This window comes from Amycolatopsis sp. NPDC051372 (assembly GCF_040682095.1).
Classification (GTDB): Bacteria; Actinomycetota; Actinomycetes; order Mycobacteriales; family Pseudonocardiaceae; genus Amycolatopsis.
In genome coordinates this window covers 152,569-176,823 of sequence record NZ_JBFBAF010000021.1, presented here as the reverse complement: position 1 = coordinate 176,823, position 24,255 = coordinate 152,569, and the positions used below count along the sequence as shown (strand labels likewise).

The 24,255-nt window shown below is 71.4% G+C and carries 18 protein-coding genes and 1 pseudogene; 9 read left to right on the top strand and 10 right to left on the bottom strand.

Annotated elements, in window-relative coordinates:
* Nucleotides 1-10: 10 nt before the first annotated feature.
* The 6 genes from AB0M56_RS29845 to AB0M56_RS29820 form a co-directional block, all read right to left on the bottom strand.
* A complete protein-coding gene (locus tag AB0M56_RS29845) occupies nt 11-1,648 on the bottom strand; it encodes a serine/threonine-protein kinase (RefSeq protein WP_364181824.1) in 1,638 nt (545 codons plus the stop codon).
* 212 nt (nt 1,649-1,860) lie between these two features.
* Entirely contained in the window at nt 1,861-2,772 is a 912-nt protein-coding gene (locus AB0M56_RS29840) for a hypothetical protein (protein WP_364181821.1), read from the bottom strand.
* Nucleotides 2,773-3,061: 289 nt separating this feature from the next.
* Nucleotides 3,062-5,071, bottom strand: coding sequence for a hypothetical protein (locus AB0M56_RS29835; RefSeq protein ID WP_364181818.1), 2,010 nt, complete (start codon nt 5,069-5,071; stop codon nt 3,062-3,064).
* A 336-nt stretch (nt 5,072-5,407) separates the two neighbouring features.
* Complete coding sequence (locus tag AB0M56_RS29830) at nt 5,408-5,713, bottom strand: hypothetical protein (protein ID WP_364181815.1); 306 nt, start codon at nt 5,711-5,713, stop codon at nt 5,408-5,410.
* A 63-nt stretch (nt 5,714-5,776) separates the two neighbouring features.
* Entirely contained in the window at nt 5,777-6,073 is a 297-nt protein-coding gene (locus AB0M56_RS29825) for a chorismate mutase (RefSeq protein WP_364181813.1), read from the bottom strand.
* Nucleotides 6,074-6,237: 164 nt separating this feature from the next.
* Complete coding sequence (locus tag AB0M56_RS29820) at nt 6,238-6,672, bottom strand: DUF1707 domain-containing protein (protein ID WP_364181810.1); 435 nt, start codon at nt 6,670-6,672, stop codon at nt 6,238-6,240.
* A 125-nt stretch (nt 6,673-6,797) separates the two neighbouring features.
* Here AB0M56_RS29820 and pcrA point away from each other — a divergent pair, with 125 nt between their 5' ends.
* Nucleotides 6,798-9,215 carry a DNA helicase PcrA gene (gene pcrA / locus AB0M56_RS29815; RefSeq protein WP_364181808.1) on the top strand — a complete coding sequence of 806 codons (2,418 nt, stop codon included), beginning with the start codon at nt 6,798-6,800 and terminating at the stop codon, nt 9,213-9,215.
* 654 nt (nt 9,216-9,869) lie between these two features.
* Here pcrA and AB0M56_RS29810 read toward each other — a convergent pair.
* Nucleotides 9,870-10,553, bottom strand: coding sequence for a M23 family metallopeptidase (locus AB0M56_RS29810; protein WP_364181864.1), 684 nt, complete (start codon nt 10,551-10,553; stop codon nt 9,870-9,872).
* Nucleotides 10,554-11,629: 1,076 nt separating this feature from the next.
* Between AB0M56_RS29810 and AB0M56_RS29805 the strand changes: the two genes are divergently transcribed.
* The 7 genes from AB0M56_RS29805 (at nt 11,630) to purH (ending at nt 21,198) form a co-directional block, all read left to right on the top strand.
* Nucleotides 11,630-13,984, top strand: coding sequence for a hypothetical protein (locus AB0M56_RS29805; protein WP_364181805.1), 2,355 nt, complete (start codon nt 11,630-11,632; stop codon nt 13,982-13,984).
* Between the two features lie 117 nt (nt 13,985-14,101).
* On the top strand, nt 14,102-15,271 hold the full coding sequence (gene sucC, locus AB0M56_RS29800) for an ADP-forming succinate--CoA ligase subunit beta (RefSeq protein WP_364181802.1): 1,170 nt from the start codon (nt 14,102-14,104) through the stop codon (nt 15,269-15,271).
* A 1-nt stretch (nt 15,272) separates the two neighbouring features.
* Entirely contained in the window at nt 15,273-16,160 is an 888-nt protein-coding gene (gene sucD, locus AB0M56_RS29795) for a succinate--CoA ligase subunit alpha (protein ID WP_364181800.1), read from the top strand.
* 210 nt (nt 16,161-16,370) lie between these two features.
* Nucleotides 16,371-17,072, top strand: coding sequence for a DUF5336 domain-containing protein (locus tag AB0M56_RS29790; RefSeq protein ID WP_364181797.1), 702 nt, complete (start codon nt 16,371-16,373; stop codon nt 17,070-17,072).
* A gap of 198 nt (nt 17,073-17,270) precedes the next feature.
* Entirely contained in the window at nt 17,271-18,944 is a 1,674-nt protein-coding gene (locus tag AB0M56_RS29785) for a DUF6350 family protein (protein WP_364181795.1), read from the top strand.
* A gap of 77 nt (nt 18,945-19,021) precedes the next feature.
* Entirely contained in the window at nt 19,022-19,639 is a 618-nt protein-coding gene (gene purN / locus AB0M56_RS29780) for a phosphoribosylglycinamide formyltransferase (RefSeq protein ID WP_220246183.1), read from the top strand.
* A complete protein-coding gene (purH, locus tag AB0M56_RS29775) occupies nt 19,636-21,198 on the top strand; it encodes a bifunctional phosphoribosylaminoimidazolecarboxamide formyltransferase/IMP cyclohydrolase (RefSeq protein WP_364181792.1) in 1,563 nt (520 codons plus the stop codon). Before purN ends, purH begins: the two co-directional genes overlap by 4 nt.
* Before the next feature lie 44 nt (nt 21,199-21,242).
* Here purH and AB0M56_RS29770 read toward each other — a convergent pair whose 3' ends face one another.
* From AB0M56_RS29770 to AB0M56_RS29760, 3 genes and pseudogenes are all read right to left on the bottom strand, one after another.
* Nucleotides 21,243-21,749 (bottom strand): GNAT family protein, encoded by a 507-nt coding sequence (locus tag AB0M56_RS29770; RefSeq protein WP_364181790.1) that lies wholly within the window; start codon nt 21,747-21,749, stop codon nt 21,243-21,245.
* Nucleotides 21,750-22,147: 398 nt separating this feature from the next.
* Nucleotides 22,148-22,540 carry a hypothetical protein gene (locus AB0M56_RS29765; protein WP_364181787.1) on the bottom strand — a complete coding sequence of 131 codons (393 nt, stop codon included), beginning with the start codon at nt 22,538-22,540 and terminating at the stop codon, nt 22,148-22,150.
* Nucleotides 22,473-23,020, bottom strand: a pseudogene (locus AB0M56_RS29760) (epoxide hydrolase N-terminal domain-containing protein). The gene AB0M56_RS29765 and the pseudogene AB0M56_RS29760 overlap by 68 nt, the downstream one beginning before the upstream one ends.
* Nucleotides 23,021-23,275: 255 nt before the next feature.
* Here AB0M56_RS29760 and AB0M56_RS29755 point away from each other — a divergent pair.
* Nucleotides 23,276-23,998 (top strand): hypothetical protein, encoded by a 723-nt coding sequence (locus AB0M56_RS29755; RefSeq protein ID WP_364181784.1) that lies wholly within the window; start codon nt 23,276-23,278, stop codon nt 23,996-23,998.
* Nucleotides 23,999-24,255 lie beyond the last annotated feature (257 nt).

The following is a 24,255-nucleotide window of genomic DNA, read 5'->3' as shown; positions in this document are numbered from 1 at the left end:
TGATCCTGGATCAACTGTTCGACGACGGCGGACTGCCCGTAGACGTGGATGTCGTGGTGTCGGGAGGGTTCGACTTCGAAGTGGACGACTTTGTCGGAGTCTCCTGCTCGGACGACGTCTCTCGCGACGGAGTGTTCCGCGCGGAGGTCCGGCGAGACGTCGTCGTCTCCTCCCGTGAAGAGGTCTCCTCCGAAGAGGACGTCTCTTCTTCGCTCGTGGTTGCTTCTTCACTCGAAGGAGCCGTATCTGTGGTCGGAACCACAGCCGACGACGTCGCCGGGGGAGCGGGCTGCTGCGAAGCGTCGGGCGGGTTGTTCGAGCTCAGCAGCCACACACCGAGCGCCACCAGGCCGACCACCACGATCGCGCCGATGATCGCCGGCTTCTTCCACGCGCCGGGCTTCTCGTCCTCGTTGTCGGTGGGGCTGGTCTGGGCCCGCGGGGGCGGTGGCTCGTCGTAGCCGTCGTCATACCCGTCGTCGTACTGGTCGTCGTCGTAGACGTCGTGGGTCGGCACGGACCGGGTGGCGGCCAGGCCGTTGCGGCCCGGGTCGCCGTACAGCGGCGGCTCGCCCTGGTACTGCTGGTCGTACCGGTCGTAGTCGTTCTCGGGGTACGCGGCGGCCGCCGGGTACTCGGCCTCGTCGTCGTAGTACTGCTGCGCCGGGCCGGGCGCGTCGAGCAGCGTGCCCGAGTGCGCGGCGTCGTCCATGTCTTCTTCGGGGAACAGATGCGTGGCGGCCGCGCCGGCCACGGCGGCAGCCCCCAGCGTGCCGGCCGAGGCCACCATCACGGTCTCGCCGGCCGGTCCGCCCAGCGGCGTTTCGCCCCGTGCGACGGAGGCCAGCAGCTCTTCGCACTCCTCGGCGGTGGGCCGGTGGTGGATGTCAGGGTGCAGCAGCACGGCGAGCACGCTGGCGAGCGGGCCCGACTGCCGCGGCGGGTTGATCTGCCCCGCGGCGACGGCGTGCAGCAGGCTCAGCGTGTTCTCCGACAGCCCGAACGGCGGCTGGCCCTCGCACGCGGCGTACAGCGTGGAGCCGAGCGAGAACACGTCGGACTCGGGGCCGGGGTCACCGCCGATCGCGACCTCGGGCGCGAGGTAGGCGGGCGTGCCGGCGATCATCCCGGTCTTGGTGACCGTGACGTCGTCCTTGGCGCGCGAGATACCGAAGTCGGTGATCTTCACGGTGCCGTTGCCGGCCAGCAGGATGTTGCCCGGCTTGATGTCGCGGTGGACGATGCCGACGGCGTGCGCCTCGCGCAGCGCGGCGGCCACCTGCGCGCCGATCCGCGCGACCTCCAGCGGCGGCAGCGTGCCGCGTTCCTGCAGGACCTGGGCCAGGCTCGTGGAGTTGAGGTACTCCATGATCAGGCACGGCTGCCCGTTGTCGTCGGTGACGACGTCGAACACCGAGATCGCGTTGGGGTGGTGCAAGCGCGCGGCGATGCGGCCCTCGCGCATGGTGCGCTGCCGGGCGTCTTCGGCGTCGTGCTCCTCGAGGCCCGGCTGCATCAGCAGCTGCTTGACGGCCACCGTGCGGCCCAGCACCTCGTCGTGTGCCTGCCAGACGGCACCCATCGCGCCCGTGCCGATCCGGCCGATGATGCGGTACCGGCCGGCGACCAGACGACCCTCGTCGCTCACGCGACCTCCCTTTGGGGCTCCGACTGCCCGGAGCGGGACGTGCCCACCCCGCAGATGCGACCTCGAACCGGCCGCAGCACCGCAGCGTAGGCACCTGTCGTGGGCCGTGTGCCGGTTTTCCCGAGACCGGCCCGCGACAAGGCTAGGCGTTCACTCTGTGCACACACACTCGGCACGGTCTGATCGTCTACCCGGAACAGGATCGTCGCAGGTCACGAGAATGCGACGGCGGAGAGCAGTCGCGCTTCGGAGATGACGTCGCGCTCCACGACGTCGAACAGCTGCGTGACGCGGAGCAGTGTTCCGTCGGTCTGGTGCAGCACCGCGACGGCGACGACCGAGCCGTCGTCCTGCACGCGGGTCTCCTGGACGTCGATCGAGCGGGCCGCGCTCCACGCGCGGACCAGGCTGCCGGCTTCGCCCTGGGCGAGTCCGGGAGCGAGCAGCGCAAGCGCGCTGTCGGGGTTCTTGTCGATCGAGGAGTAGAAGGCCTTCACGGCCCGCAGCTTGTCGGCGTCGGACATGGTCTCCGCGCCCGTGGACTCGGCGTGCTCCGACGGCGGCGTGCTGCTCGGCGCGGACGTGCTGGGCGTGCCGGCCTGCTCCGTGGTCGAGCCGGTGTCGCGCGTGGGCTGCGTGGTGCCGGCGCCGGACTCGACCTGCGTGCCCTCGCGGTGCCCGGACGTGGTACCTCCGGCGCCGTGCTCCTGCGGACCGGGCACAGCCTGGCCACCGAGCGCGGCGGCGCCGCTGAAACCGGTGGGGATGGTGTCCTCGGCGACCGGCGTGGTCGGCCGGGGTCCGCCGCTGAGCAGCGCCGCGGTGACCACGGCGCCCGCGACGAGCGCGCCGGCGCCGACGAGGCCCACCTGCTTGGCGCGGCGGGCGAAGCGGCTCTCGGGCTCCTCGGCCGGCTCGGCGGATCTGGTGGCCTCCGCGCGGTGCGCCGGGTCCATGCGGTGTGACCGTGGCGGCAGGTACTTCTGCGGCTCGCGGAAGACCTGCTCGAGGTAGTCGCGGTCCGCGTCGCCGACGCCGTCGAGCAACTCCGGAGGGATCACGTCCTCGACGCGGACGGCAGTGACCTCGCGGGTCTCACGCCGTGTGCGCTGCCGATCAAGCACGAATGTCCTCGCTCTGGGGTTCGGGGGACGACGGTACGGCCGTTCGGTCGTACGCCGCTGGCCCGGATGGCCGACTCGTGGTCGGTTCCGGATCCGCTGTCGCCAGGTAACCCTGTGGCGACGGGCACCCGCCAGGCTCAGTCGCCGGAATGCCGTCGTCATACGACGAGCGGCAGCTTATGTCACCCACCCGGACCAAGTTCAACCGCTTACCGCACCGCACGTGCATCGGAACGGGCAGTCTGCACTTGCACGAAACGGTAGGCCCTTGCCGGACGATCATGCCTGGTCAGGCGCCGTCGTCGGCGATCTTCTCGTCGTCGCCGAAGGTGAGCGTGCGCTGCTCGATGGTCTTGGTGCCGTCGGTGTGGGTCACTTCGAGCGTGTTGACCGTGGTGTTGTTGTCCGGGTCGATCTCGACCTTCTTGACCTCGAAGTACGCGACGTTCGCGTAGCGCTGCCGCAGGCCCTGCGAGCCCTCCTGCTTGAGGTCCCCGGTGGTGACGGCCGCGGCCTCCGAGGGGTCGGTGGTGACGTTGTTGAAGAACTTCTCGGTGTTGTCCCCCATCGCCTTGGGGTCGGGGGAGGCCGTGTAGAAGACGCTGGTCGGCGAGGTCTCGCGCTGCGCCGGGGTGATCGGCGGCTTCGCGGGCGGCCCGGCCGGTGTCGACGTCGGCCCGGTGGTGACGGGGTCCGACGAGTCGCCGCCGGACGACGAGTCCGTCGGCGACTCGTCTTCGCTGGTCTCGGAGCCCACGGCGTTCTGCGGGTGAGTGCTCGGGTCGTCGCCCCGGGTGCCGGAGCGGCCGCCGCCGGAGCTGCTGCTGTCCTGCGGGCCGCCGCCCGTGCCGCCCTGCTGGCCGAGCGATGGGTCCGGGAGGATCAGCGGGTTGCCGCCGTTCTGCCGGCCCGGCCAGCCGCCGCCGAGCGCGTCGGTGGTCGCGGTGGGTCCGCCGACGAGGAAGGTCCCGGCGAACAGCAGCCCGACCACCACCGCGCCCGACGCACCGGTCGCGAACCACGCCGCCTTCCGCCACGTCTTGGGCGGGGTCACCGACGCGGGCACGGAGCCGAGGTCGAACTTGCCGAGCCCGTCGAGCAAGGGAGCGGCGTACACGCGCACTTCGTCGTCTTCGTCGAGCGAAGCCTCGTCGAACGGACCGCGCACCCGCGGCTTGGCCGGGGCCCGCAGCGTGACGCGCTGACGCTGCGGGGGCTCGGGCTTCGCCGGCTGCTCGGCGGCGGGCTCCCGCGGCGCGCTCAGCTCGACGTGTTCGCGGGCGAGCTCGGCGTCGTCGTGCTCCGGGGGCTGCGGCTGGGCCAGCGTGGCCGCGGTCGCCGCGACCCGCTCGCGCCTGCTGCGGCGCACCTGCGGCCGGCCGAGTCCGTCGTGCATCGGCATGTCGGCGAGCGAACGCGTGGTCCCCGGCGCCGCCCAGGCGCGGTCGATCTCGCTCACGGGCTGGGGGACCGGCACCACGGCCAGTCCGGTGGGCGGGCGCCGCTCGTCCTGCGCGAACTCCGGTGCGCGGTCGCCGGACTGTGGCAGCACGGCTTGCCCGGCGAACGCACGCGGTTCTGTCTGCGGAGAGGGTTCGGCGAGGTCGTCGGTCCGCGGAAGCACGGTGTGTCCGGCGGGCCCCCGTCGTTCGGTCTGCGGGGACTCCGGCGCCGCCGCCTCGGCGAGGTCGCCGGACCGAGCTCCGCTCCAGGGCGACTCGGGTTCGGGCGCCGGCGGGCCGTCGATCGGGCCGGCCTCGTCGAGCCGGCCGGCGGTGAAGCCCCGGTCGCCGTGGCCGGGCTGTGGCAACTCGGTGCGGCCTCGCGTCGGCGGTGCGTACGGCCCGCGTCCGTTCAGCGCGTGCTCGGGGAGCGCGTCGTAGGCGCGGTAGTCCTCGTGGACGCGGTGCTCGTCGCGCGGCTCGTCCGGCCTGCGCGTCGGCTGCGGGAGCGGGATCGGGCGGCGCGAGTGCGTCGGCCGGGCCTGCTGGGGCTGCGGCAGGAGCACTCCGGGCCCTGGCACGGGCAGAGTCCCCTGCGTCGGCGCGAACGTCGAGCGCGGATCGGCCGCCCGCCGGCGAGGTGGGGGCAACGGCAGGGCGCGGGCCGCCGCGTCGACGCTCTCGCCGCCGGGCCGGTGGCGGTGGTGACCTCCGCCGTGCGGCGGGACCACGGGCGTCCACGTGTCCGTGTCCTGAAGACTGCGAGCCCGGTGCCTGCCCGGCACCGTGACCTCCGCGGCCGTCACCGTGTCCGGGTGGCTCGAGCTGCTCGACCCACCCATCGCGTTTCCCGTCATGCCCGTCCGACCCCTCCCCGGTGTGGGCGTGACGGCGCCGGCACTCCGATCAACCCGATCGGAGCAGAGGCGCGAACGGAGTCACTTGCGTCCACACTTGCGAACTCCCGCGCATCTGCACGCGCACGCGCCAGTGGGCGCGCGGAGCCGCAGCTCCCGCGCGTCCTCCGGGCCTCGCCCCACCCAGACGCATGGGTCCTCACGAACCCAAGAGTAGGAAACCGCCAGGCGAAAGTCTCGGGGCAACCTGCAACTTGCACAGGTTTCACTCTGTCGGGGACGACCGAACGGGCGTGAGGTCACGCTACGCAGTGCGATCGCGCCAGGCAGGGCCGGTCACCCTCCGCTGCGGTACTTCTCCCGGGTCGTCTGGAGAGCCTTCGTCGCCACAGCACCGCTACCGACAGCAATCACGATGGCGATGATGTCGGCTACGCCTCCCCCGGAAGTGAGCAGCCACGCGAACAGTGATGCCGCCGTGGTACCACCGGCGATCGCCCAGCGGCTGCGCACGTACTGCGCGACGGGCGCACCGCCGGCCCGCTTACCCGCTGCGTTGTTGAGCAGCGCCAGGTAACCGACATGGCCCAGTGCCGCCAGCACGCTCGCGATCGCGATGATGACGGCGATGACGTTAATCATGGGTCCAGTCTGCCCGTTTTCGCGGACCGGCGGATCGGGGAAGTCCCCGATGTGGCCGTAAGTTCATCGGCCGAGGCGGCCGCGGCCCAGGTTGAGCAGCGCCATCGCGAGCTGGCGGCCCTCCGGACCCAGTTCGCGGTAGCGCGCGAGCACGTCCATCTCGCGGTTGTAGACGATCCTCGTGCCGCCGGCGGCCATGCGGGCCGCGCCGATCGTCTGCGACACCTCCACCCGGCGTTTCACCAGCCGCAGGATTTCGGCGTCGAGCCAGTCGATCTCCTTGCGCCGCGAGGAGATGTCCTCGCCGGCGACGGTGTTCTCGGCGGGCTGTCCGTCGGCGTTCTGAGTCTGCGCGTTCATCGGGACCTCTCTGAAGTCCGGACTCCCAGTGGCCCCTGGGACGGCGAAAGCCCCGGGTCCGTGGACTCCGGGGCTGCGGGTGATGGCGGGTGGGGCACTACGCGATCACGGGAGCCGGAGTCCGGGTCCCGTAGAAAAATCGCTCACTGCTGTGCCGCATGGGGTCAGTATGGCACAGGAGTTTCACCGCGCCGCCGGAAACTCCGCACCCGCGCGTGCACCACGAGGGTGACGAACAGCCAGAACAACGGCATCGCCGGCCAGAAGAACCCGACGCCCAGCACCGCCCACCGCACGATCAGCAGCACCGCCAGCGCCACGACGATCGCGGCGTGGATCCGCAGCGCCGGGTGCTCGCGCAACGCGGCGCGGGTGAGCGGCCAGCCGGATCCCGGCCGTCGCGCGACTTCCGGGCGCGGCAGGTCGGTGGTGAGTGCGCCGAGCTCGTCGACGTAGCGCGTCGCGTAGACCGCGCCGAGCCGTTCCTCCACCTCTTCGAGCGTGAGCCGGCCTTCGGAACCGGCGGATTGGATGGTCGCTGCGACGCGTTCTCGGTCGCTGTCGGATGCCCTCAACCGGGCGGGGATCTTGTCGTCCATACCGTTCGATGCTCCGCGCGCGAACGCCCCGGCGCGTCGGACAGGAGGCGACACCGCGGCGTACGTCGACAGGCGCAGTTGCCTCTGACGAACCTGTCGTACCCCAGGGGTAGCGTGGTCAGGCGATGGACACCCTCTTCGATCTTCCCGCAGAAAAGCCCGCGCCTGCCCGGAAGGCTGCCGCCGAGCTGCTCGAGGACCTCAATCCCGCGCAGCGCGAAGCGGTCATGCACGCCGGCGGGCCGCTGCTCGTCGTCGCCGGCGCGGGGTCGGGCAAGACCCGTGTGCTCACGCGCCGCATCGCGTACCTGTTGGCGGAGCGGGGGGTGCACCCCGGCGAGATCATGGCGATCACGTTCACCAACAAGGCCGCGGCGGAGATGCGCGAGCGCGTCGCGTCGCTCGTCGGCCGCCGGGCCAACGCGATGTGGGTGTCCACGTTCCACTCGATGTGCGTGCGGATCCTGCGCCGCGAGGCGAAGACGCTGGACATGTCGTCGAGCTTCTCCATCTACGACTCGGACGACACCAAGCGCCTCATCACACTCGTCGCGCGCGACCTCGACATCGACCCGAAGAAGTACGCCGCGCGCACGCTCGCGGTGCACATCTCGAACCTCAAGAACGAACTGACGGACCCCGACGCGGCCGTGGCCAACGCCGCCAACGACCTGGAGCGCCGCGTCGCCGAGGTCTACGTCGAGTACCAGCGCCGGCTCGAGGCGGCCAACGCGTTCGACTTCGACGACCTGATCATGCGCACGGTCTCGCTGCTGCAGGCGTTCCCGGACGTCGCTGAGTACTACCGCCGCCGGTTCCGCCACATCCTCGTCGACGAGTACCAGGACACGAACCACGCGCAGTACACGCTGGTGCGCGTGCTGGCCGGCACTGAAGCCACGGACACCGGGATCGACCCCGCGGAGCTCGTGGTGGTCGGTGACGCGGACCAGTCGATCTACGCCTTCCGCGGCGCGACGATCCGCAACATCGAGGAGTTCGAGCGCGACTTCCCCAACGCGCACACCATCCTCCTGGAGCAGAACTACCGCTCCACGCAGACGATCCTCTCGGCGGCCAACGCCGTGATCGAGCGCAACCCCAACCGGCGCGCGAAGCGGCTGTGGACGGATTCGGGCGACGGCGAGAAGATCGTCGGCTACGTGTCGGACAACGACCACGACGAGGCCGCGTTCGTCGCGGGCGAGATCGACGCGTTGGCGGAGAAGGGCGAGGCGGACTACTCCGACGTCGCCGTTTTCTACCGCACCAACAACCAGTCGCGGGTGTTCGAGGAAATCTTCATCCGGCTCGGCCTGCCGTACAAGGTCGTCGGCGGCGTGCGGTTCTACGAGCGGCGCGAGGTGCGCGACATGCTCGCGTACCTGCGGGTGCTGTCGAACCCGGACGACACGGTTTCCTTGCGCCGCATCCTGAACGTGCCCAAGCGCGGCATCGGCGACCGTGCCGAGGCCGTGGTGGCCACGCACGCGGAGCGCGAGCGCATCACCTTCGCGGCCGCGTTGCGCGATGCGGTCGAGGGCAAGGTGGCGCTGCTGAACCCGCGGTCGGCCAAGGCGATCACCGGGTTCGTGTCGCTGCTCGACGACCTGGGCGAGCTGGCGGCGTCGGGTTCCGAGGTGCACGACCTGCTGGAGGCCGTGCTGGAGCGCACGGGGTACCGCGCGGAGCTCGAGGAGTCGGACGACCCGCAGGACGCCTCCCGCGTGGAGAACCTCACGGAGCTCGTCACGGTGGCGCGCGAGTTCGCGGAGTTCACCGCCGAGGTCCAGCAGGACGAGAACGCCGAGCTGGTGCTCGACGACGGCGTGCCCGCGCCCGGTTCGCTCGCCGCGTTCCTGGAGCGCGTGTCCCTGGTCGCCGACGCCGACTCGATCCCGTCGCCCGACGGCGGCGACGAGGGCGACGGCGGCGCCGGGGTCGTCACGCTGATGACCGTGCACACCGCGAAGGGCCTCGAGTACCCGGTGGTGTTCTGCACGGGCTGGGAAGACGGCGTCTTCCCGCACATGCGCGCCCTCGGCGACCCGACGGAGCTCGCGGAGGAGCGCCGGCTCGCGTACGTGGCCATCACGCGCGCGCGGCAACGGCTCTACGTCTCGCGCGCGCTCGTGCGGTCGGCGTGGGGCCAGCCGCAGATGAACCCCGCTTCGCGCTTCCTCGACGAGCTGCCACCGGATCTGGTCGACTGGCGCCGGTTGGAGCCGTCATCGCCGGGCTTCGGCAACTTCGGATCTTCCTCGGGCTCGTCGTCCTCGGGCCCGCGCGCGGCGACGACGTGGGGCCGGCGGTCTCCCTCGTCTTCGTCGACGACTTCCTCGTCGCCGTTCGGCAAGGGCTGGAAGGACACGGTGGCCCTCAAGCTCGACGTCGGCGACCGCGTCAGCCACGACAAGTACGGCCTCGGCACCGTCATCTCCTGCGACGGCGTCGGCCCCCGCGCCACGGCCACCATCGACTTCGGTGCGTCCGGCAAGGTCCGCCTCATGCTGATCGGCAGCGTGCCGATGGTGAAGCTCTGATTTTTGTCGGACCCCTCGGTTAGGCTCCCTCCAGTCGAACACAAGTTCGAATGAATGAGGTAGGCTGGTGCTCGTTCGCCGGCCGCCTCGGGAGGGAGCACGAGGGTGTGGACGCGATCTTGTTTGGGGTCCTGGCCGCGGGGGTACAGGACTACTTACGGGGAGTTCTGGGGACCACGGGGGGCTCCGGCGGTTCTGCCGGTTCGGGGTGCGGCTCGCCGATGCTCGGTTCGGCCGACTTTGCGGAACCCGGCTCCGGGTGTGCTTCGGGGGAAGCCCACCGCTTGGCCGCCGCGTGGCGCGCCCTGCTCCGCCACCACGACCTGGGCCCCGACGGCCACTGCCAAACCTGCGGAGCGGGTGGCCTGGGCCGCTGGCTCCTCCGCCGCCGCCCGGCAAGCCTCTGCACGGTCTGGCAGGTCGCTGTCGCGTACTTCATCCGCCGCGCACCCACCGGTGAGCGCTAGAGCTGTCTCCGGCGGTCGAGAGGACGCACGGGCGCCGTAGCCACTTCTTCGGGCGGTGCGTGGAAGGGCTTGCGAAACGCACTCGGCCACGGAGAGCGCGGGGGCGCCGACCGTGGCCGAGTGGAACAGTTCGAAACCGAAGAACAGAGTCGAAACCAAAGAGCAATAAGGGAGAGCTAGCCGAAACTCAGACGACGATGCCGCGAGCGGCGAGCCACGGGCGCGGGTCGATCTTCTTCGTGCCGTTCTGCCAGACCTCGAAGTGCAGGTGCGGGCCGGTGCTCTCGCCGCGGTTGCCGATCTCGGCGATCTGCTCGCCGCACTTGACCTTCTGGCCTTCGTGGACGGAGAAGCTGTTCATGTGGCCGTAGACCTGGATGGTGCCGTCGTCGAGCTGGACGCGGACCCAGAGGCCAAAGCCGCTGGCGGGGCCGGCCTGGATGACGGTGCCGTCGGAGGCGGCGTAGATCGGGGTGCCGATCGAGTTCGCGATGTCGATGCCGAGGTGGCTGCTGCCCCAGCGGGCGCCGAAGCCCGAGGTGAACGTGCCGTGGGCCGGCAGGCAGGTCTTGGGGCGCTCGGCTTCTTCCTTGGCCTTCTGCGCGGCCGCGGCTTCGGCCTTTTCGCGGGCTTCGGTGACCTTCAGGCTGTCGGCCATGCGGGCGGCCTCGGCGGAGGCGTCCATCGAGTGGCCGACGGGCAGCAGCTCGGGGGCTCCCCCTGAACCCGCGCTGCCGAGGGTGAACGAGGCGCTCGCGTCCTGGGCGTTGGCGAGCGGGGTGACGGCGGTGTCGGAATCGGTCGTCACGGTTTTGAGGGTCTGGCCCGCGGCGGCAGCGGCGAACGCGCCGGCCGCGACAGCTGCGACCACGACCCGCCCACGCAGGGCGGAGGACGGCGGGGCGATGCGGTGCGAACCCCGCACGCGGATGACCGCACCGTCCAGTGCGTCCTTCAGCGCCGGGGAAGGGGCTTGGCCGCCGGGGGAGCGGTGTGAAGCCAAGACAGGGCCTTCCATCGTCGGGGAGCCGGGTCGTCGCGTGACTACGGGCGGGGGATCCCGTTGAGCCGACCTCGGGGGTGGTTGGCTCGGCGTTGCGCTTCGTGACCTGACTGTAATGGGGACCGTGGGACAGTAACGAAGGGGCACCGTTGTCAGCAAGGTGCGCCCGCCGTTTCGGCCGAACGGGCGGCTCCCATCACGCTGCTAGCTGTAGGGATTACCTAAAGTTAATCCGAAACTACTCCGATCGGTGTGATCTCTGTTACAGGACTTTCGGGCATTCGCGCCCCAAACGGCCCCGTCGCACCCCGCCGAACGGCCCCACCGTTGAAATAAACGTTTGCGGTCCCGTGTTGAAGGGAATCCACGCTCGCGCATGTGGCGCCGGTCACTCGCCTCCCCGGGTGATCACCCGCTTGACCGATCAAACCGCCGACGGGGGCCGACACCACGCCGCCACCGGTTGCGACCCCGCGAAGCCGTGCCCCGTCCGGCCGCCGTAGTTCCCGTGGACGGCAACGGGCACCGGGTCGCTCGCTGCTGGGCTCGCGGTGCTCCGGTTCCCGCGGGCCTGCGGTCATGGCCGACTGCCATCGCCGCGCCGCCGGAGCGGTTGGGCCGCTTCGCATCGACTGGCTTTTGGCTTTCGCGCCTTCGGCTCCCGGTCGCCGCCGGCTGCCGTAGTCCCGTGGATGGCAAGGCGGATGGGGCCGCTCGCTGTTGGGCTCGCGGTGCTCTGGTTCCCGCGACCTGCGGTCGTTGCGACTGCCACTGCCGTGTCGCCGGAGTGGTTGGGCTGCTTCGCGTTGACTGGCTTTCGCATCTTCGGCTCCCGGCCGCCGCCTGCTCTACCAGTGCCGATGCCCGCCCTCGCCTTGCCGGCCGCTCTGCCGCCGTCGCACTGCGGGGGCCGCGCGGTGTCCGACTTGCTAGCGTCGCGTCCGATGACTTCGTCCGAAGGACCCCACGACGGGGACTCCTCCCCGGCCCGTTCCGGCTCCGACCCGGACAGCCCCAGGCCGCCCGCCGGCCCCCGGCGGCCCAGCCTCGCCGAGCGCAAGGCCGCCGCCCGCGAGCGCGCCCGCGCCGAGACCCGCCGCGAGCGCCGCACGGGCGGCCGCGGGTCCGCGGGCAGCCCCGGCGCCGCGGCCGGCCTCGATGCCACCGGCGGCGTCTCGTCCCGCGCGAACGGCAACGTCCCCGCGAACGGCACGGCTCCCGCCGATGCCGGCGACGAGCCACCCGCCGCCCGCGGCGAGGCAGGGGCCTCGGCCGGTAGCGCCTGTGGCGGGGGCCGAGGGCAGCGCACTGTGAGCGGCGAGGTCCGCGCTGGCGAGCCGAGCATCGCGACCGGCGGCACCGACACCGCGCGGCAGCGAGAGCGCAGCAGCGCGCACGATGAACTCGGCACGATCGATCGTGAGGCGAGTGCCCGAAGCGGAGCCGGGGCTGCGAGTCATGGCACTCGTCGCAAGGAGAGCTCGGCGGCCGGCGGTGGCGTCACCCGCACCAAGCCCGGCAGCGCCACGACCACCGAACCGGACCAGGCCCCCAGCCCCCGCTTCGACCCCGACCTCGAATACACCGACCGCGTCCCTTCCCCGCAGCTCAAAACCGCCGTCGCGCTCCTGAGCATCGGCGCCCTCGCCCTGACGGCCGGCGCGATCCTCCCCGTCTCGCCCGACGCGAACCCCGGCTACCTCGCCTGGCCCCTCCTCGCGCTCCTCGCGCTGGTCCCCGCGGGCATCGTCGCCGCAGCGGCCTACAGCGGCAGGCACGGCCTGGCCGCCGGCCTCACCGCGGGCCTGGCCGCCCTCGCCCCCGGCCGCCTCCTCCTCGACCTGCAGTTCTTCGCCAACGGCTCCAAAACCGTCCGCCCCGAGCTGTATCTCCCGGACCGCCTGCTGGACCGCAGTGCGGTCGGCGCGGGGTTCTGGCTGCTCCTCGCCGGCCACGTCCTCACGATCGCCGCCGGGATCGCGGCCGGGCAGGTGGCGCGGCAGCTCAACGAGGTCGCGGGCGACGACGGCGGACGACGGCGCTGGCGGCTGGTCGTTCCGCTGCTCACCATCGCCGCGGGCGTCGGCCTGCTGATGGCGCCCGTCATCTCGGACAACCCGTTCTTCCCGGCGCACTCAGCGTTCGAAGGTCCCGGCCTTGCACTCACCGGTTACGTCGTCATCGCGGGCGCGCTGCTTCTCGCTGTCGTGCTCGGGTTCGGCGCGGCGTCCGACGGCGTGGCGCGTGGGACGCTGGGCGGTGCGGCCGCGGCAACGTTCGCCGTGGCGCTGCCGCCGTTGGTCGGCGGGCTGGCGGTGGGCGGACTGCATCTCGCGTGGGGACCGGTTGTCGCCGTCGTGGCGATGCTGGTGGTGCTCGTCCTGGCACCCCTCGCGACGCCTCAAATCGCCCAGGTCGAACGCACCGATCTGGCCGGCGAAGCACGCGTCCCGAGCCTCACGCTGTGGCGCACCGCCACGGCCCTGCTCGCTTTGCTGACGGCAGTCGTCGGAGTTGTGGGCGCGCTCGCCCCGCAGCTCGACACGGCCACCGCGACCCAGAGCCCCGCCCGCTGGCTCCTGCTCACGGCCGCGATCCTCGTCGCCCTGCCGGCGCCGTTCCTGTTCGCGTACAAAACCGCCCGCGGCATCCTCGCCGTCCTCTGGGCCGGCGTCGTCCTCGCCGGCACGGCCGTGCTCAGCACCGCCATCACCGCGTCGCAAGCGACCGGGCTGTCGGGGCTGGACGGTCTCGGCGGCACCATCAGCTACCACCTCGGCGCCGGCGCCGTGTTCACCGCGATCGCGCTCGGCCTCGCCGGGCTCACGGCGCTCGCGGCCGCTGTCACCGGCGTCGTCGAGCGTGACGACGAAGGCACCGAAGGCCCGCGCCCCCGCGTACTGCTGCCCGTCGCTGCGGCCGCGATCCTGTCCGTCCTCGCCTTCGGCACGCCGGTCTTCACCGCGCCCGACTACCCGTCGCCCGGGCTCTGGTCCGATTTCGACACTCCGTCGTGGGGACTGCTCACGGCGCTGCTGGTCGTTCTCGGCGTGCTCGCGCTGAGCGTCCGCTCACGGCCCGGGGCCGCCGCGGCCGCGCTCACCGGGGCGGTGCTCGTGCTGGCCGTCCACGTGGCACAGCTGCCGCTCGTCGGGATCGCCGGACGGACGCCCGCGCTCGGGTTCTGGTTCGGCCTCGCCGCGATCGTCGTAACGGCAACAGCCGCCGCGACGGCCGCCGCCGGGGGCGAAAAAACGGCCCCGGTGGGCGGACTCACACCCCCTGACCGCGCACGGTGACCGACTTCACCAGGTGCGGAGTCCCCTGCTTCTGCGCTGGTCGCTAACCTCGACTGGTCCGACAGCGCGGTTCGGTAACGGACCACCACAGTGGCGTGTCGTCAGGAGACTGGAGTAGTGGACCTCTACGAGTACCAGGCGAGGGATCTCTTCGCCGCCCACGGAGTACCGGTTCTGCCGGGCTCGGTGGCAAACACCCCCGAAGAAGCCAAGGCCGCCGCGGAGCAGATCGGCACCCAGGTCGTCGTCAAGGCGCAGGTGAAGGTCGGCGGTCGCGGCAAGGCCGGTGGCGTCAAGCTGGCCCAGACGCCGGACGAGGCCAAGGAGAAGGCGGAAGCCATCCTGGGTCTCGACATCAAGGGCCACATCACGCGCCGCGTGCTCGTGGCGGAAGCGTCGGACATCGCGTCCGAGTACTACTTCTCCTTCCTGCTGGACCGGTCCAACCGGACCTTCCTGGCGATGGCGTCGTCCGAGGGCGGCATGGAGATCGAGCAGCTCGCCGTCGAGCGCCCCGAGGCGCTCGCCAAGATCCCGGTCGACTCGGTCACCGGCGTCGACAAGGCGAAGGCGCTCGAGATCCTCAAGGCGGGCAACTTCCCGGCCGACATCATCGACGAAGCCGCCGACGTGGTCGTGAAGCTCTGGGAGACCTTCGTCTCCGAGGACGCCACCCTCGTCGAGGTCAACCCGCTGGTGCGCGACCCCCAGGACAAGATCATCGCCCTCGACGGCAAGGTCACCCTGGACGAGAACGCTTCCTTCCGTCAGCCGGGCCACGAAGCCCTGGTGGACAAGGACGCCGAGAACCCCCTCGAGGCGAAGGCCAAGGCCAAGAACCTCAACTACGTCAAGCTCGACGGCCAGGTCGGCATCATCGGCAACGGCGCCGGGCTCGTCATGTCCACTTTGGACGTGGTGGCGTACGCGGGTGAGAAGCACGGCGGCGTGAAGCCGGCGAACTTCCTCGACATCGGCGGCGGCGCGTCGGCGGAGGTCATGGCGGCCGGTCTGGACGTCATCCTCAACGACACCGACGTGAAGAGCGTCTTCGTCAACGTCTTCGGCGGCATCACCGCGTGCGACGCGGTGGCCAACGGCATCGTCGAGGCCCTGAAGATCCTGGGCGACGAGGCCACCAAGCCGCTGGTCGTCCGCCTGGACGGCAACAACGTCGTCGAGGGTCGCCAGATCCTGGCCGACGCGAACCACCCGCTCGTGACCGTGGTGGACACAATGGACAACGCGGCCGACAAGGCTGCCGAGCTCGCCGCGGCAGGTGCGTGAGATGTCGATCTTCCTGAACGAGAACAGCAAGGTCATCGTGCAGGGGCTCACCGGCTCCGAGGGCATGAAGCACGCGACCAAGATGCTGAAGTCCGGCACGAACATCGTGGGTGGCGTCAACGCCCGCAAGGCCGGCCAGACCGTGACCATCGAGGGCAAGGACCTCAAGGTCTTCGGCACCGTCGAAGAGGCGATCAAGGAGACCGGCGCCGACGTGTCGGTCATCTTCGTGCCGCCGAAGTTCGCCAAGGACGCCGTGATCGAGGCCGTCGACGCCGAGATCCCGCTCGCCGTGGTGATCACCGAGGGCATACCGGTGCACGACTCGGCCTACTTCTGGGCCCACGCCGTCGCCAAGGGCAACAAGACCCGCATCATCGGCCCGAACTGCCCGGGCGTGATCAGCCCCGGCAAGTCCAACGCCGGCATCATCCCCGCCGACATCTCGGGCCCGGGCCACATCGGCCTCGTGTCGAAGTCCGGCACGCTGACCTACCAGATGATGTACGAGCTGCGTGACATCGGCTTCTCCACCGCCGTCGGCATCGGCGGTGACCCCATCATCGGCACCACCCACATCGACGCCCTCGAGGCGTTCGAGAAGGACGCTGACACCAAGGTCATCGTGATGATCGGTGAGATCGGTGGCGACGCCGAGGAGCGCGCCGCGGCCTTCATCAAGGAAAACGTCACCAAGCCGGTGGTCGGCTACGTCGCGGGCTTCACCGCCCCCGAGGGCAAGACCATGGGTCACGCGGGTGCCATCGTGTCCGGTTCCTCCGGCACGGCGGCCGCGAAGAAGGAGGCCCTCGAGGCTGCCGGCGTCAAGGTCGGCAAGACCCCGAGCGAGACCGCCGTCCTCGCGCGCGAGCTGTACAACAACCTCTGACCTGCATAAACGCGGGTCACACGGGCCGGGCACCAGAATCGGTGCCCGGCCCGTGGCGTTTCCGGCTGCAACCGAACGGGCATCCCGTGCGTCCAACGGCCCGGACGGGGGACCCTCGGATGCGCTAGCGTTCGGCGACGCGGCCGTCACGTGATTCGTCCGGGTGCCACCTTCCCCCGGAGTTGCCGGCGAACGACAGGAGAGCTTCCGATGACCTTCCCCAGCGGCGGGCCTGGCTACCCCCAGCAGGGCGGTGGCCAGCAGCAGCCCCAACAGGGACCGCCCCCGTCGGGCGGGTTCCCGCAACAGCAGCCGCAGCAGGGACCGCCGCCTTCGGCCGGTCCGGTGCTGCCGCAGAACCTTCCGCTCGTGCTCGCGCTCGTGGTGACCGTGCTGGGCGTCGTCCAGTACTTCATCGGCTTCTCCGACGAAGCGGGTGACGTCGGCCAGGACACGATCTTCCTGCTCACCGGTGGCCTGCTCGCGGCGCTGCACGCGCTGCCGAAGGCGCCGCGCGTGCTGCCGTTCGCCGCGCTGTTCAGCGTGGTCGGCGCGCTCGGGACGCTCGACACGGTGGTGGCCGAGCAGAGCACGCCGGGCATCGTCACGGTGGTACTGATCCTCGGCATCGTGCAGATGCTGGTCGCGGTGGCCGCGCTGCTGATGGAGTACGGCGTGCTCAAGCCGCCCGCACCCAAGCCCGCCGTGCCGCACTACCAGCAGTACGGCCAGGCGGGGCCCTACCAGCCGCAGCAGCAGCCGGGCCAGTTCTCGCAGCAGCCGGGCGCGACGCCGCCGGGCCAGCAGGCGACCACGTACGCGCCGCAGCAGGGCCAGTTCTTCCAGCAGCCGCAGGGAGAGCAGGGCAAGCCCCCGGCCACGCCGCCGGGCGGTTTCGGCCAGCAGGGCTGACCCGGCGCCGGCCCGACCGCCCCAACACGGCGTTCGGTGCGCTTGTCACCTCGTGAAAACACCCGCTGTGACTCTCCGTGTCACAGCGGGTGTTTCTTGTGTTCGGGTGCCCCCGACCGGGTGGGTTAGCTTCGCCACGCCCGGGGTGGGCGGCGTGCCTCACCCGAACGGTCCAGCACGGGTGTCAAGGTGCGAAGCATGCAGCAGCTCACCAGTTCTCAACGCCCGCCGGGCGGCGAGCCGGTGGGCGACACCGTCGAACTCGACGCCGAGGTCGCTCCGGCCACCCGGGTGCGGGTGTTGCTCACCGCCGCCTTCGGCCCGCTGATCACGGAGTACGCCGTGGTCGCGACGCTGGTCGCGCTCGTCGCGCTGACCGCCGAACGCACCGCGTTCTCCGCCGTCGGCGTGCTGCTCTCGGCCGGCCCGGGCTGGCTCGCGGGGTTCCAGGTGCAGCTCGGCATCGGCGGCCACCCGCTGGGCGTGCTGCCGCTGCTGCCGACGATCGGCGCCGTGCTGCTCGTGGCGCGCACCGCGTCCGGCGCCGCGCTGCGGCTCGGCTGCACGACGCTGCGGCAGGCCGTTCCCCTGATCTCCGTGATCGGCGCCGCGCACGCGTTGTTCGGCCTCCTGATCGGCCTGCTCTCGCTCAGCGCGCCGGTGCGGGTGAACCCGTTGCTGGCGTTCGTGGTGCCCGGCGTGTTCGCCGTGCTGGCGGCCACGGGCGGTGCGGTGCGCCGCTGCGGCCTGCCCGCGGCGGTGGCCGAGCGACTCGACCCGTCGGCCGTGCGCGGCCTGCGCGCGGGCGCGCTGGGGCTCGCGGCGCTGCTGGCCGTGGGCGCGATCGTGTTCACCGTCGCCACGGTGGCGTCAGTGTCCACTGTGGACGATCTGTTCGAGCCTTCGTTCGGCAACAGCTTCGGGCTGTTCCTGCTTTCGGTGGCGTACCTGCCCAACGCCGTGGTGGCGGCGCTGTCGTTCGTCAGCGGACCCGGTTTCACGGTCGGGTCGCTCGACGTCAGCCTCGTCAGCTACCGCGGTGGCTCCGTGCCCGCGGTGCCGCTGCTCGGCGGAATCCCCGAGCACACCGCCGCGTGGTGGCCCGTGCTGCTGGTGCTGCCGGCGGCCGTCGGCGCGCTGGTCGGCTGGTCGGTGCGCCACGCGGACGACGACCCTGCCGGCCGGATCCGGATCGTCGCCGTCGCGGGTGCCGTGGTCGGGTTCGGCTGCGTGGTGCTGGGGACGCTCGCGGGCGGACGTCTCGCCGACGGCCCGTTCGACCCGGTGAGCGTGCCGGTCGGGGTGGCGTCGATCGTGGCGTTCTGCTGGATCGTGATCCCGGGTGGGTTCGTGGCGTTCTTCGCCGGTGAGCACGCGCCGGCCGCGCCGCCGGACACGCTGGAGGTCGAGGACGCCGGCGAGTTCGTCGGCGAAGAGGACCTGGCTGACGAAGACCTGGCCGAAGCTTCCGACGAGTCCGACGAGTCCGAAGAAGACACGGACGAGCCGGGCGAGTCCGAAGAAGACACGGACGAGCCGGGCGAGGAAGACGTCGACGAGGTCGATCCCGAGCTCGATCCCGAAGAGGCGCTGGCCGACGTCGACACCGAAGAGTTCGACACCGACGAGTTCGAGGCCGAGTTCACCGAGCCGGAGCCGGAGCCCGGAACCGCTCCCCGGCCCCGGCAGCCCGAGCCCGACTACGACGAGTACGACGCCGAAGCCGAGGCCGAACTGGGCCTCGAGCTGCCCGAAGACGTCGCGCTCGACCAGCCGGAAGCCGGCCCGGACCGGGCTTCCGACGGGCCCGGAGCTGTGACCGAGTCCACCGACGGCTCCGGTGAGGACGAGGGCCGCGAGCGCGACCGTTAGGGTTGGGGTGACCTGGTGAAGCGCGGTGCGCCCGAGGTGCGCCGCCGCCGTGCAAGGAGCCCGTTCTGGCCAGCCGCTTGGACCTGCCGACCCCGGTGAAGATCGTCGTGCTCGCGTCCGGTTCGGGCACGCTGCTGCAGGCGGTGCTCGACGCCGTTGCCCGCCCCGCCTTTCCGGCGCGGGTCGTGGCCGTGGGCGCCGACCGCACGGGCATCGAGGCGCTGGCGCGGGCCGAGCGCGTGAGCGTGCCGTCGTTCACCGTCCGCGTCGCCGACCACCCCGACCGCGACGCGTGGGACAAGGCGCTCACCGACGCCGTGGCCGCGTACGAGCCCGATCTGGTGGTGTCGGCGGGGTTCATGAAGATCCTCGGCGCGCAGTTCCTGTCGCGCTTCGCGAACCGGGTGATCAACACGCACCCGGCGTTGCTGCCGTCGTTCCCGGGGATGCACGCGGTCGCCGACGCGCTGGCGGCCGGCGTGAAGGTGACCGGGTCGACCGTGCACTTCGTCGACGCGGGCGTGGACACCGGCCCCGTCATCGCCCAGGAGGCGGTGGTCGTGGAGGCCGACGACACCGAAGACGTCCTGCACGAGCGGATCAAGGCCGTGGAACGCAGGCTGCTGGTTGAAACGATCGAGCGACTCGGCCGTGGTGGCTGCACCGTGGACGGACGAAAGGTGAGGTTTTCGTGAGCACTCCAGAGGGACGACGCCCGGTCCGGCGCGCGCTGATCGGCGTCTCGGACAAGGCCGGCCTGCTCGAGCTCGCGACCGGTCTGCACGCCGCGGGTGTGGAGATCGTGTCGACCGGCGGTACCGCGAAGGTGATCGCGAACGCCGGGGTGCCCGTCACGCCGGTGGAGCAGGTGACCGGGTTCCCCGAGTCGCTCGACGGCCGTGTGAAGACGCTGCACCCGCGCGTCCACGCGGGGCTGCTGGCCGACCAGGACAACCCCGACCACGTCGAGCAGCTGCGGAAGCTCGAGATCGCGGCGTTCGACCTGCTCGTGGTGAACCTGTACCCGTTCACGCAGACGGTGGCGTCGGGCGCGAGCCCCGAAGACTGCGTGGAGAACATCGACATCGGCGGCCCGGCGATGGTGCGCGCGGCCGCGAAGAACCACGGCAGCGTCGCGGTGGTCGTGGACCCGTCGCGTTACGCGTGGGTGCTGGAGCAGGTCGCGGCGGGCGGCTTCGAGCTCGTCGACCGCAAGCGGCTCGCGGCGCAGGCGTACGCGCACACGGCGGCGTACGACACGGCTGTCGCTTCGTGGTTCGCCAATGTGTACGCGCCGGCGGACGACTCCGGTTTCCCCGACTTCCTGGGCGCCACCTGGGATCGCGCCGACGTGCTGCGCTACGGCGAGAACCCGCACCAGAAGGCCGCGCTGTACCAGAGTGCGCAGCCGGGCCTCGCGCACGCGGAGCAGCTGCACGGCAAGGCCATGTCGTACAACAACTACGTCGACACCGACGCCGCTCGCCGCGCCGCGTTCGACTTCGCCGACCCCGCCGTCGCGATCATCAAGCACGCCAACCCGTGCGGCATCGCGGTGGGCGTGGACATCGCCGAGGCGCACCGCAAGGCCCACGCGTGCGACCCGGTTTCGGCCTACGGCGGCGTGATCGCCACGAACCGGCCGGTGACCGTCGACGCGGCGGAGCAGATCGCCGAGGTGTTCACCGAGGTCGTGCTGGCCCCGGACTTCGAGCCGGAGGCGCTGGAGATCCTGCAGCGCAAGAAGAACGTGCGGCTGCTGAAGCTGCCCGTGATCGAGAACCCGGCGCCCGTCGAGCTGCGCCCGATCTCCGGCGGCGTGCTGGTGCAGACCGTCGACGCGATCGACGCGCCCGGCGACGACCCCGCCAACTGGCAGCTCGCCACGGGCACGCCGGCCGACTCGGCGACCCTGGCCGACCTCGCCTTCGCGTGGCGCGCGTTGCGTGCGGTGAAGTCCAACGCGATCCTGCTGGCCCACGACGGCGCGACCGTCGGCGTCGGCATGGGCCAGGTCAACCGCGTCGACTCGTCGCGGCTCGCGGTCGCGCGCGCGGGCGACCGGGCGAAAGGTTCCGTCGGAGCGTCCGACGCGTTCTTCCCGTTCCCGGACGGGCTCGAGGTCCTGCTCGAGGCCGGCGTGCGCGCCGTCGTGCAGCCCGGCGGCTCCATCCGCGACGCCGAGGTGATCGCGGCGGCCGAGAAGGCGGGCGTCACCCTGTACCTGACGGGGACGCGCCACTTCGCACACTGAGGTTTTCTTGGGGGCCGGCTCTCTTTCGAGGGCCGGCCTTCTTTTTATTCGCGAAGGCGCGCGTATACGACTTCGTCACGGTAAGCGCCGTCTCGCCAGGTCACCTGGCACATCAGGCCCTCGCGGTGGAAGCCCGCCTTCTCCAGCACGCGCTGCTCGGCGAGGTTCTCGCTGTCGGTGAACGCCTCGAGCCGGTGGGCGCGCGTGAAGCGGAACAGGTGCTCGACCAGCAGGCGATGGGCCTTCGTGCCGAGGCCGTGGCCGCGGTGGTCGGGCAGCAGCGTCACCCCGATCTCGAAACAGCCACCCGCCGGCCCACCTCGATCGGCGGCCTCCCAGCTCGCCATCCCGGCCACCACCCCGTCCACGCTCACCGCGAGGGCCGTCGACGCGTCCCCCACGAACCCGTCCTCGGCGAACCGCCGCCGGCGCTCCTGCGTGCTGCCGAACCCGGCCCACTGGAACGCGCCCAGCACCTCGGGCTCCACGGCGAACCGATCGAGCACCGGCAGATCTTCCTCGGCGAACGGCCGCAGGGCGAGGTGTTTCATGCTTGTCTCCACCAGCTTCGCTCGGACGTGGTACGGACCGGTGGCCCCGTTCGGCCCAGTGTATCGCGGACACCGAGCGTGTTGTGGTTGTCGCGCTTCGGGTTCTGTTGTTCTACTTAGGACGGTTGCGTGCGCAACGGGCGGAAGAACTCGCGGATCTCGGTGACCAGCTCGTCCGGTCGCTCCAGAGCTGCGAAGTGACCACCGTCGTCGAATCGGGTGAATCGTGTCAAGTTGTACGCACGCCGGACCCACTCCTCGGGCGGGGTGAAGTTGTCCCCTGGCGAAGGAGGCGAAGCCGGTGGGCGTGGCGACGTGACCGGGGGTGTTGCGGCCCAGCATGCCTTCGGTGTGCATGGTTTCGTAGTACAGGCGGGCGGAGGTGGTGATGGTGCCGGTCAGCCAGTAGAGGGTGATGTCGGTGAGGAGTTCGTCCTTGCTGACACGGACTCGACGTCGCCGCCGCAGTCGCTCCACTCGCGGAACTTCTCGACGATCCACGCGGCCAGCCCGGCGGGGGAGTCCGACAGCGCTGCGGCGAGGGTGGCCGGCTTGGTGCCCTGGAGCTGGGCGTATGCGCCTTCGGCGGTGAAGAAGTGTTCGGCCTGGGCGAGGAAGGCTTCTTCGGCGGAGGCGAGCGGGGTGCCGTCGAGCGCCGGCGTGGCGCCCATCAGGTCGAGGTGGATACCGATCAGGTGGTCGCCGTGGTCGCGCCCGAGGCGGCTAGTGATCTGCGCGCCGAAGTCGCCGCCCTGCGCGGCGTAGCGCGAGTAGCCGAGGACGTCGGTCATGAGCCGGTCGAACGGGTTCGCGATGGCCGTCGGGTTCATCCCGGGTGTGCCGGGGTGCGGGGAACCCGAAGCCGGGCAGGCTCGGGGCGATGACGTCGAACGCGTCGGCCGGGTCGCCGCCGTGTGCCGCGGGGTCGGTGAGCGGGCCGATGATCTTCGTGACTTCGAAGAACGAGCCCGGCCAGCCGTGCGAGAACAGCAGCGGGACCGGCCGGGGCCCAGTTCCTTGGTGTGGACGAAGTGCAACGTGGTGCCGCCGACGTCGGCGAGGAACAGGGGCAGCGCGTTGAGCCGGTTTTCGGCCGCGGGCCAGTCGAATTCGGTACGCCAGTAGTCGATGAGCTCGGCCAGGTAACCCGGCGGTGTGCCGTGGGTCCAGTCGCGCCCGGACAACGTGGGTGCGAAGCGGGTTCGGGCCAGGCGGTCTTTCAGGTCGGTGAGCTGTTCTTCGGTGGTTTCGCTGCGGAACGGGCGTAGCACTCGGGGGTCTCCTTCGCGGTGATCTCCCTTCGAGGATGCGGTCGTCGCGTGGGCGAGGCTGGCAGGAATTCGACATCAGACCCGGCTTGACACGGCTGCCGGATCCCGGTGTACTTGAGACATCGAACAGGTGTTCGATGAAGGGTGTCGAGGGCCGCCTTCCCCGCGGTGCGTCGGTGCTCGTCCTGTGGGGCCCTGGCCTGGGCCTGCGGTGAGGGTGGGCGCCGGCTTGTGCGTGGAGGGGAGGGGTGTGCGGTGACGGCAGTGGTGGAGCCGGTGGCTCGGCTCGCTGCGCTGCCCGGCGTGAGCACGGCGAGCCGGGTCGCGGAGCAGGCGGAGCACGCCAGGACGACGGGAAGGGTGCTCCCGGTGTCCCCGGCGTTGGCCGGCCTGCTGCCCGACGCGGGGCTCCGGCGCGGGAGCACCGTGGCGGTCCACCGCTCCCCGTCGCTGCTCCTCGCCCTGCTCGCAGAGGCCACCGCCGCCGGGTCGTGGGCGGCGGTGGTCGGCGTGCCCTCCCTGGGCATCGCCGCGGCGGCGGAGCACGGCGTCGAGGTGTCGCGCCTCGCCCTCGTGCCCCGCCCGGGCGCCGAGTACCCGTCCGTGGTCGCCGCCCTCCTCGACGGCGTCGACCTGGTGGTCACCGAGCCCCGCTCCGTCCGCCCCGCGGTCGCCCGGCGCCTCTCCGCCCGCGCTCGCCACCGCGGCACCGTCCTGCTCACCCTCGGCCCCTGGCCCGCGGCCGACGTGGAACTCCACTGCGTCCCGGGCGAGTGGGCGGGGTTTCTCGGCTCTGGGGCGGGGTTCCTGCGATCCCGGCCCGCCGAGGTCCACGCTCGCGGGCGGGGTTCCGCTGCTCGGCCCCGATCGGTTTCCGTCGCCTTGCCCGGCCCCGAGGGTCGTGCGCTTCCGGTGGAGCCGCTCGTGGTTCCGGTGGGTCTTCCGCTGCAGCGGCTTGACGAGGAGGCCGTGGGATGACCGCCGTCTGTGTTTCGCCACGTGGATCGCTGGGACAGCGACTACGCGATTCACGTCGTTTCGCTCCGGACTTCGCGCGGGATGGTCGTGCGAAGGTTGACAGGGGCCGTGGCGCCGCCTGCGCGGGTTTCGCACTCGCCGTAGTGCCGCGTGGGTCGGCTTTGCGCCGGCGTGCGCCCGGGTCGCACGTCCTGTCCTTTTCGGCAACCGCCGGATCCGGATCGTGGTCCGTCGCCGGAAGTGGATCGGCGCCGGTC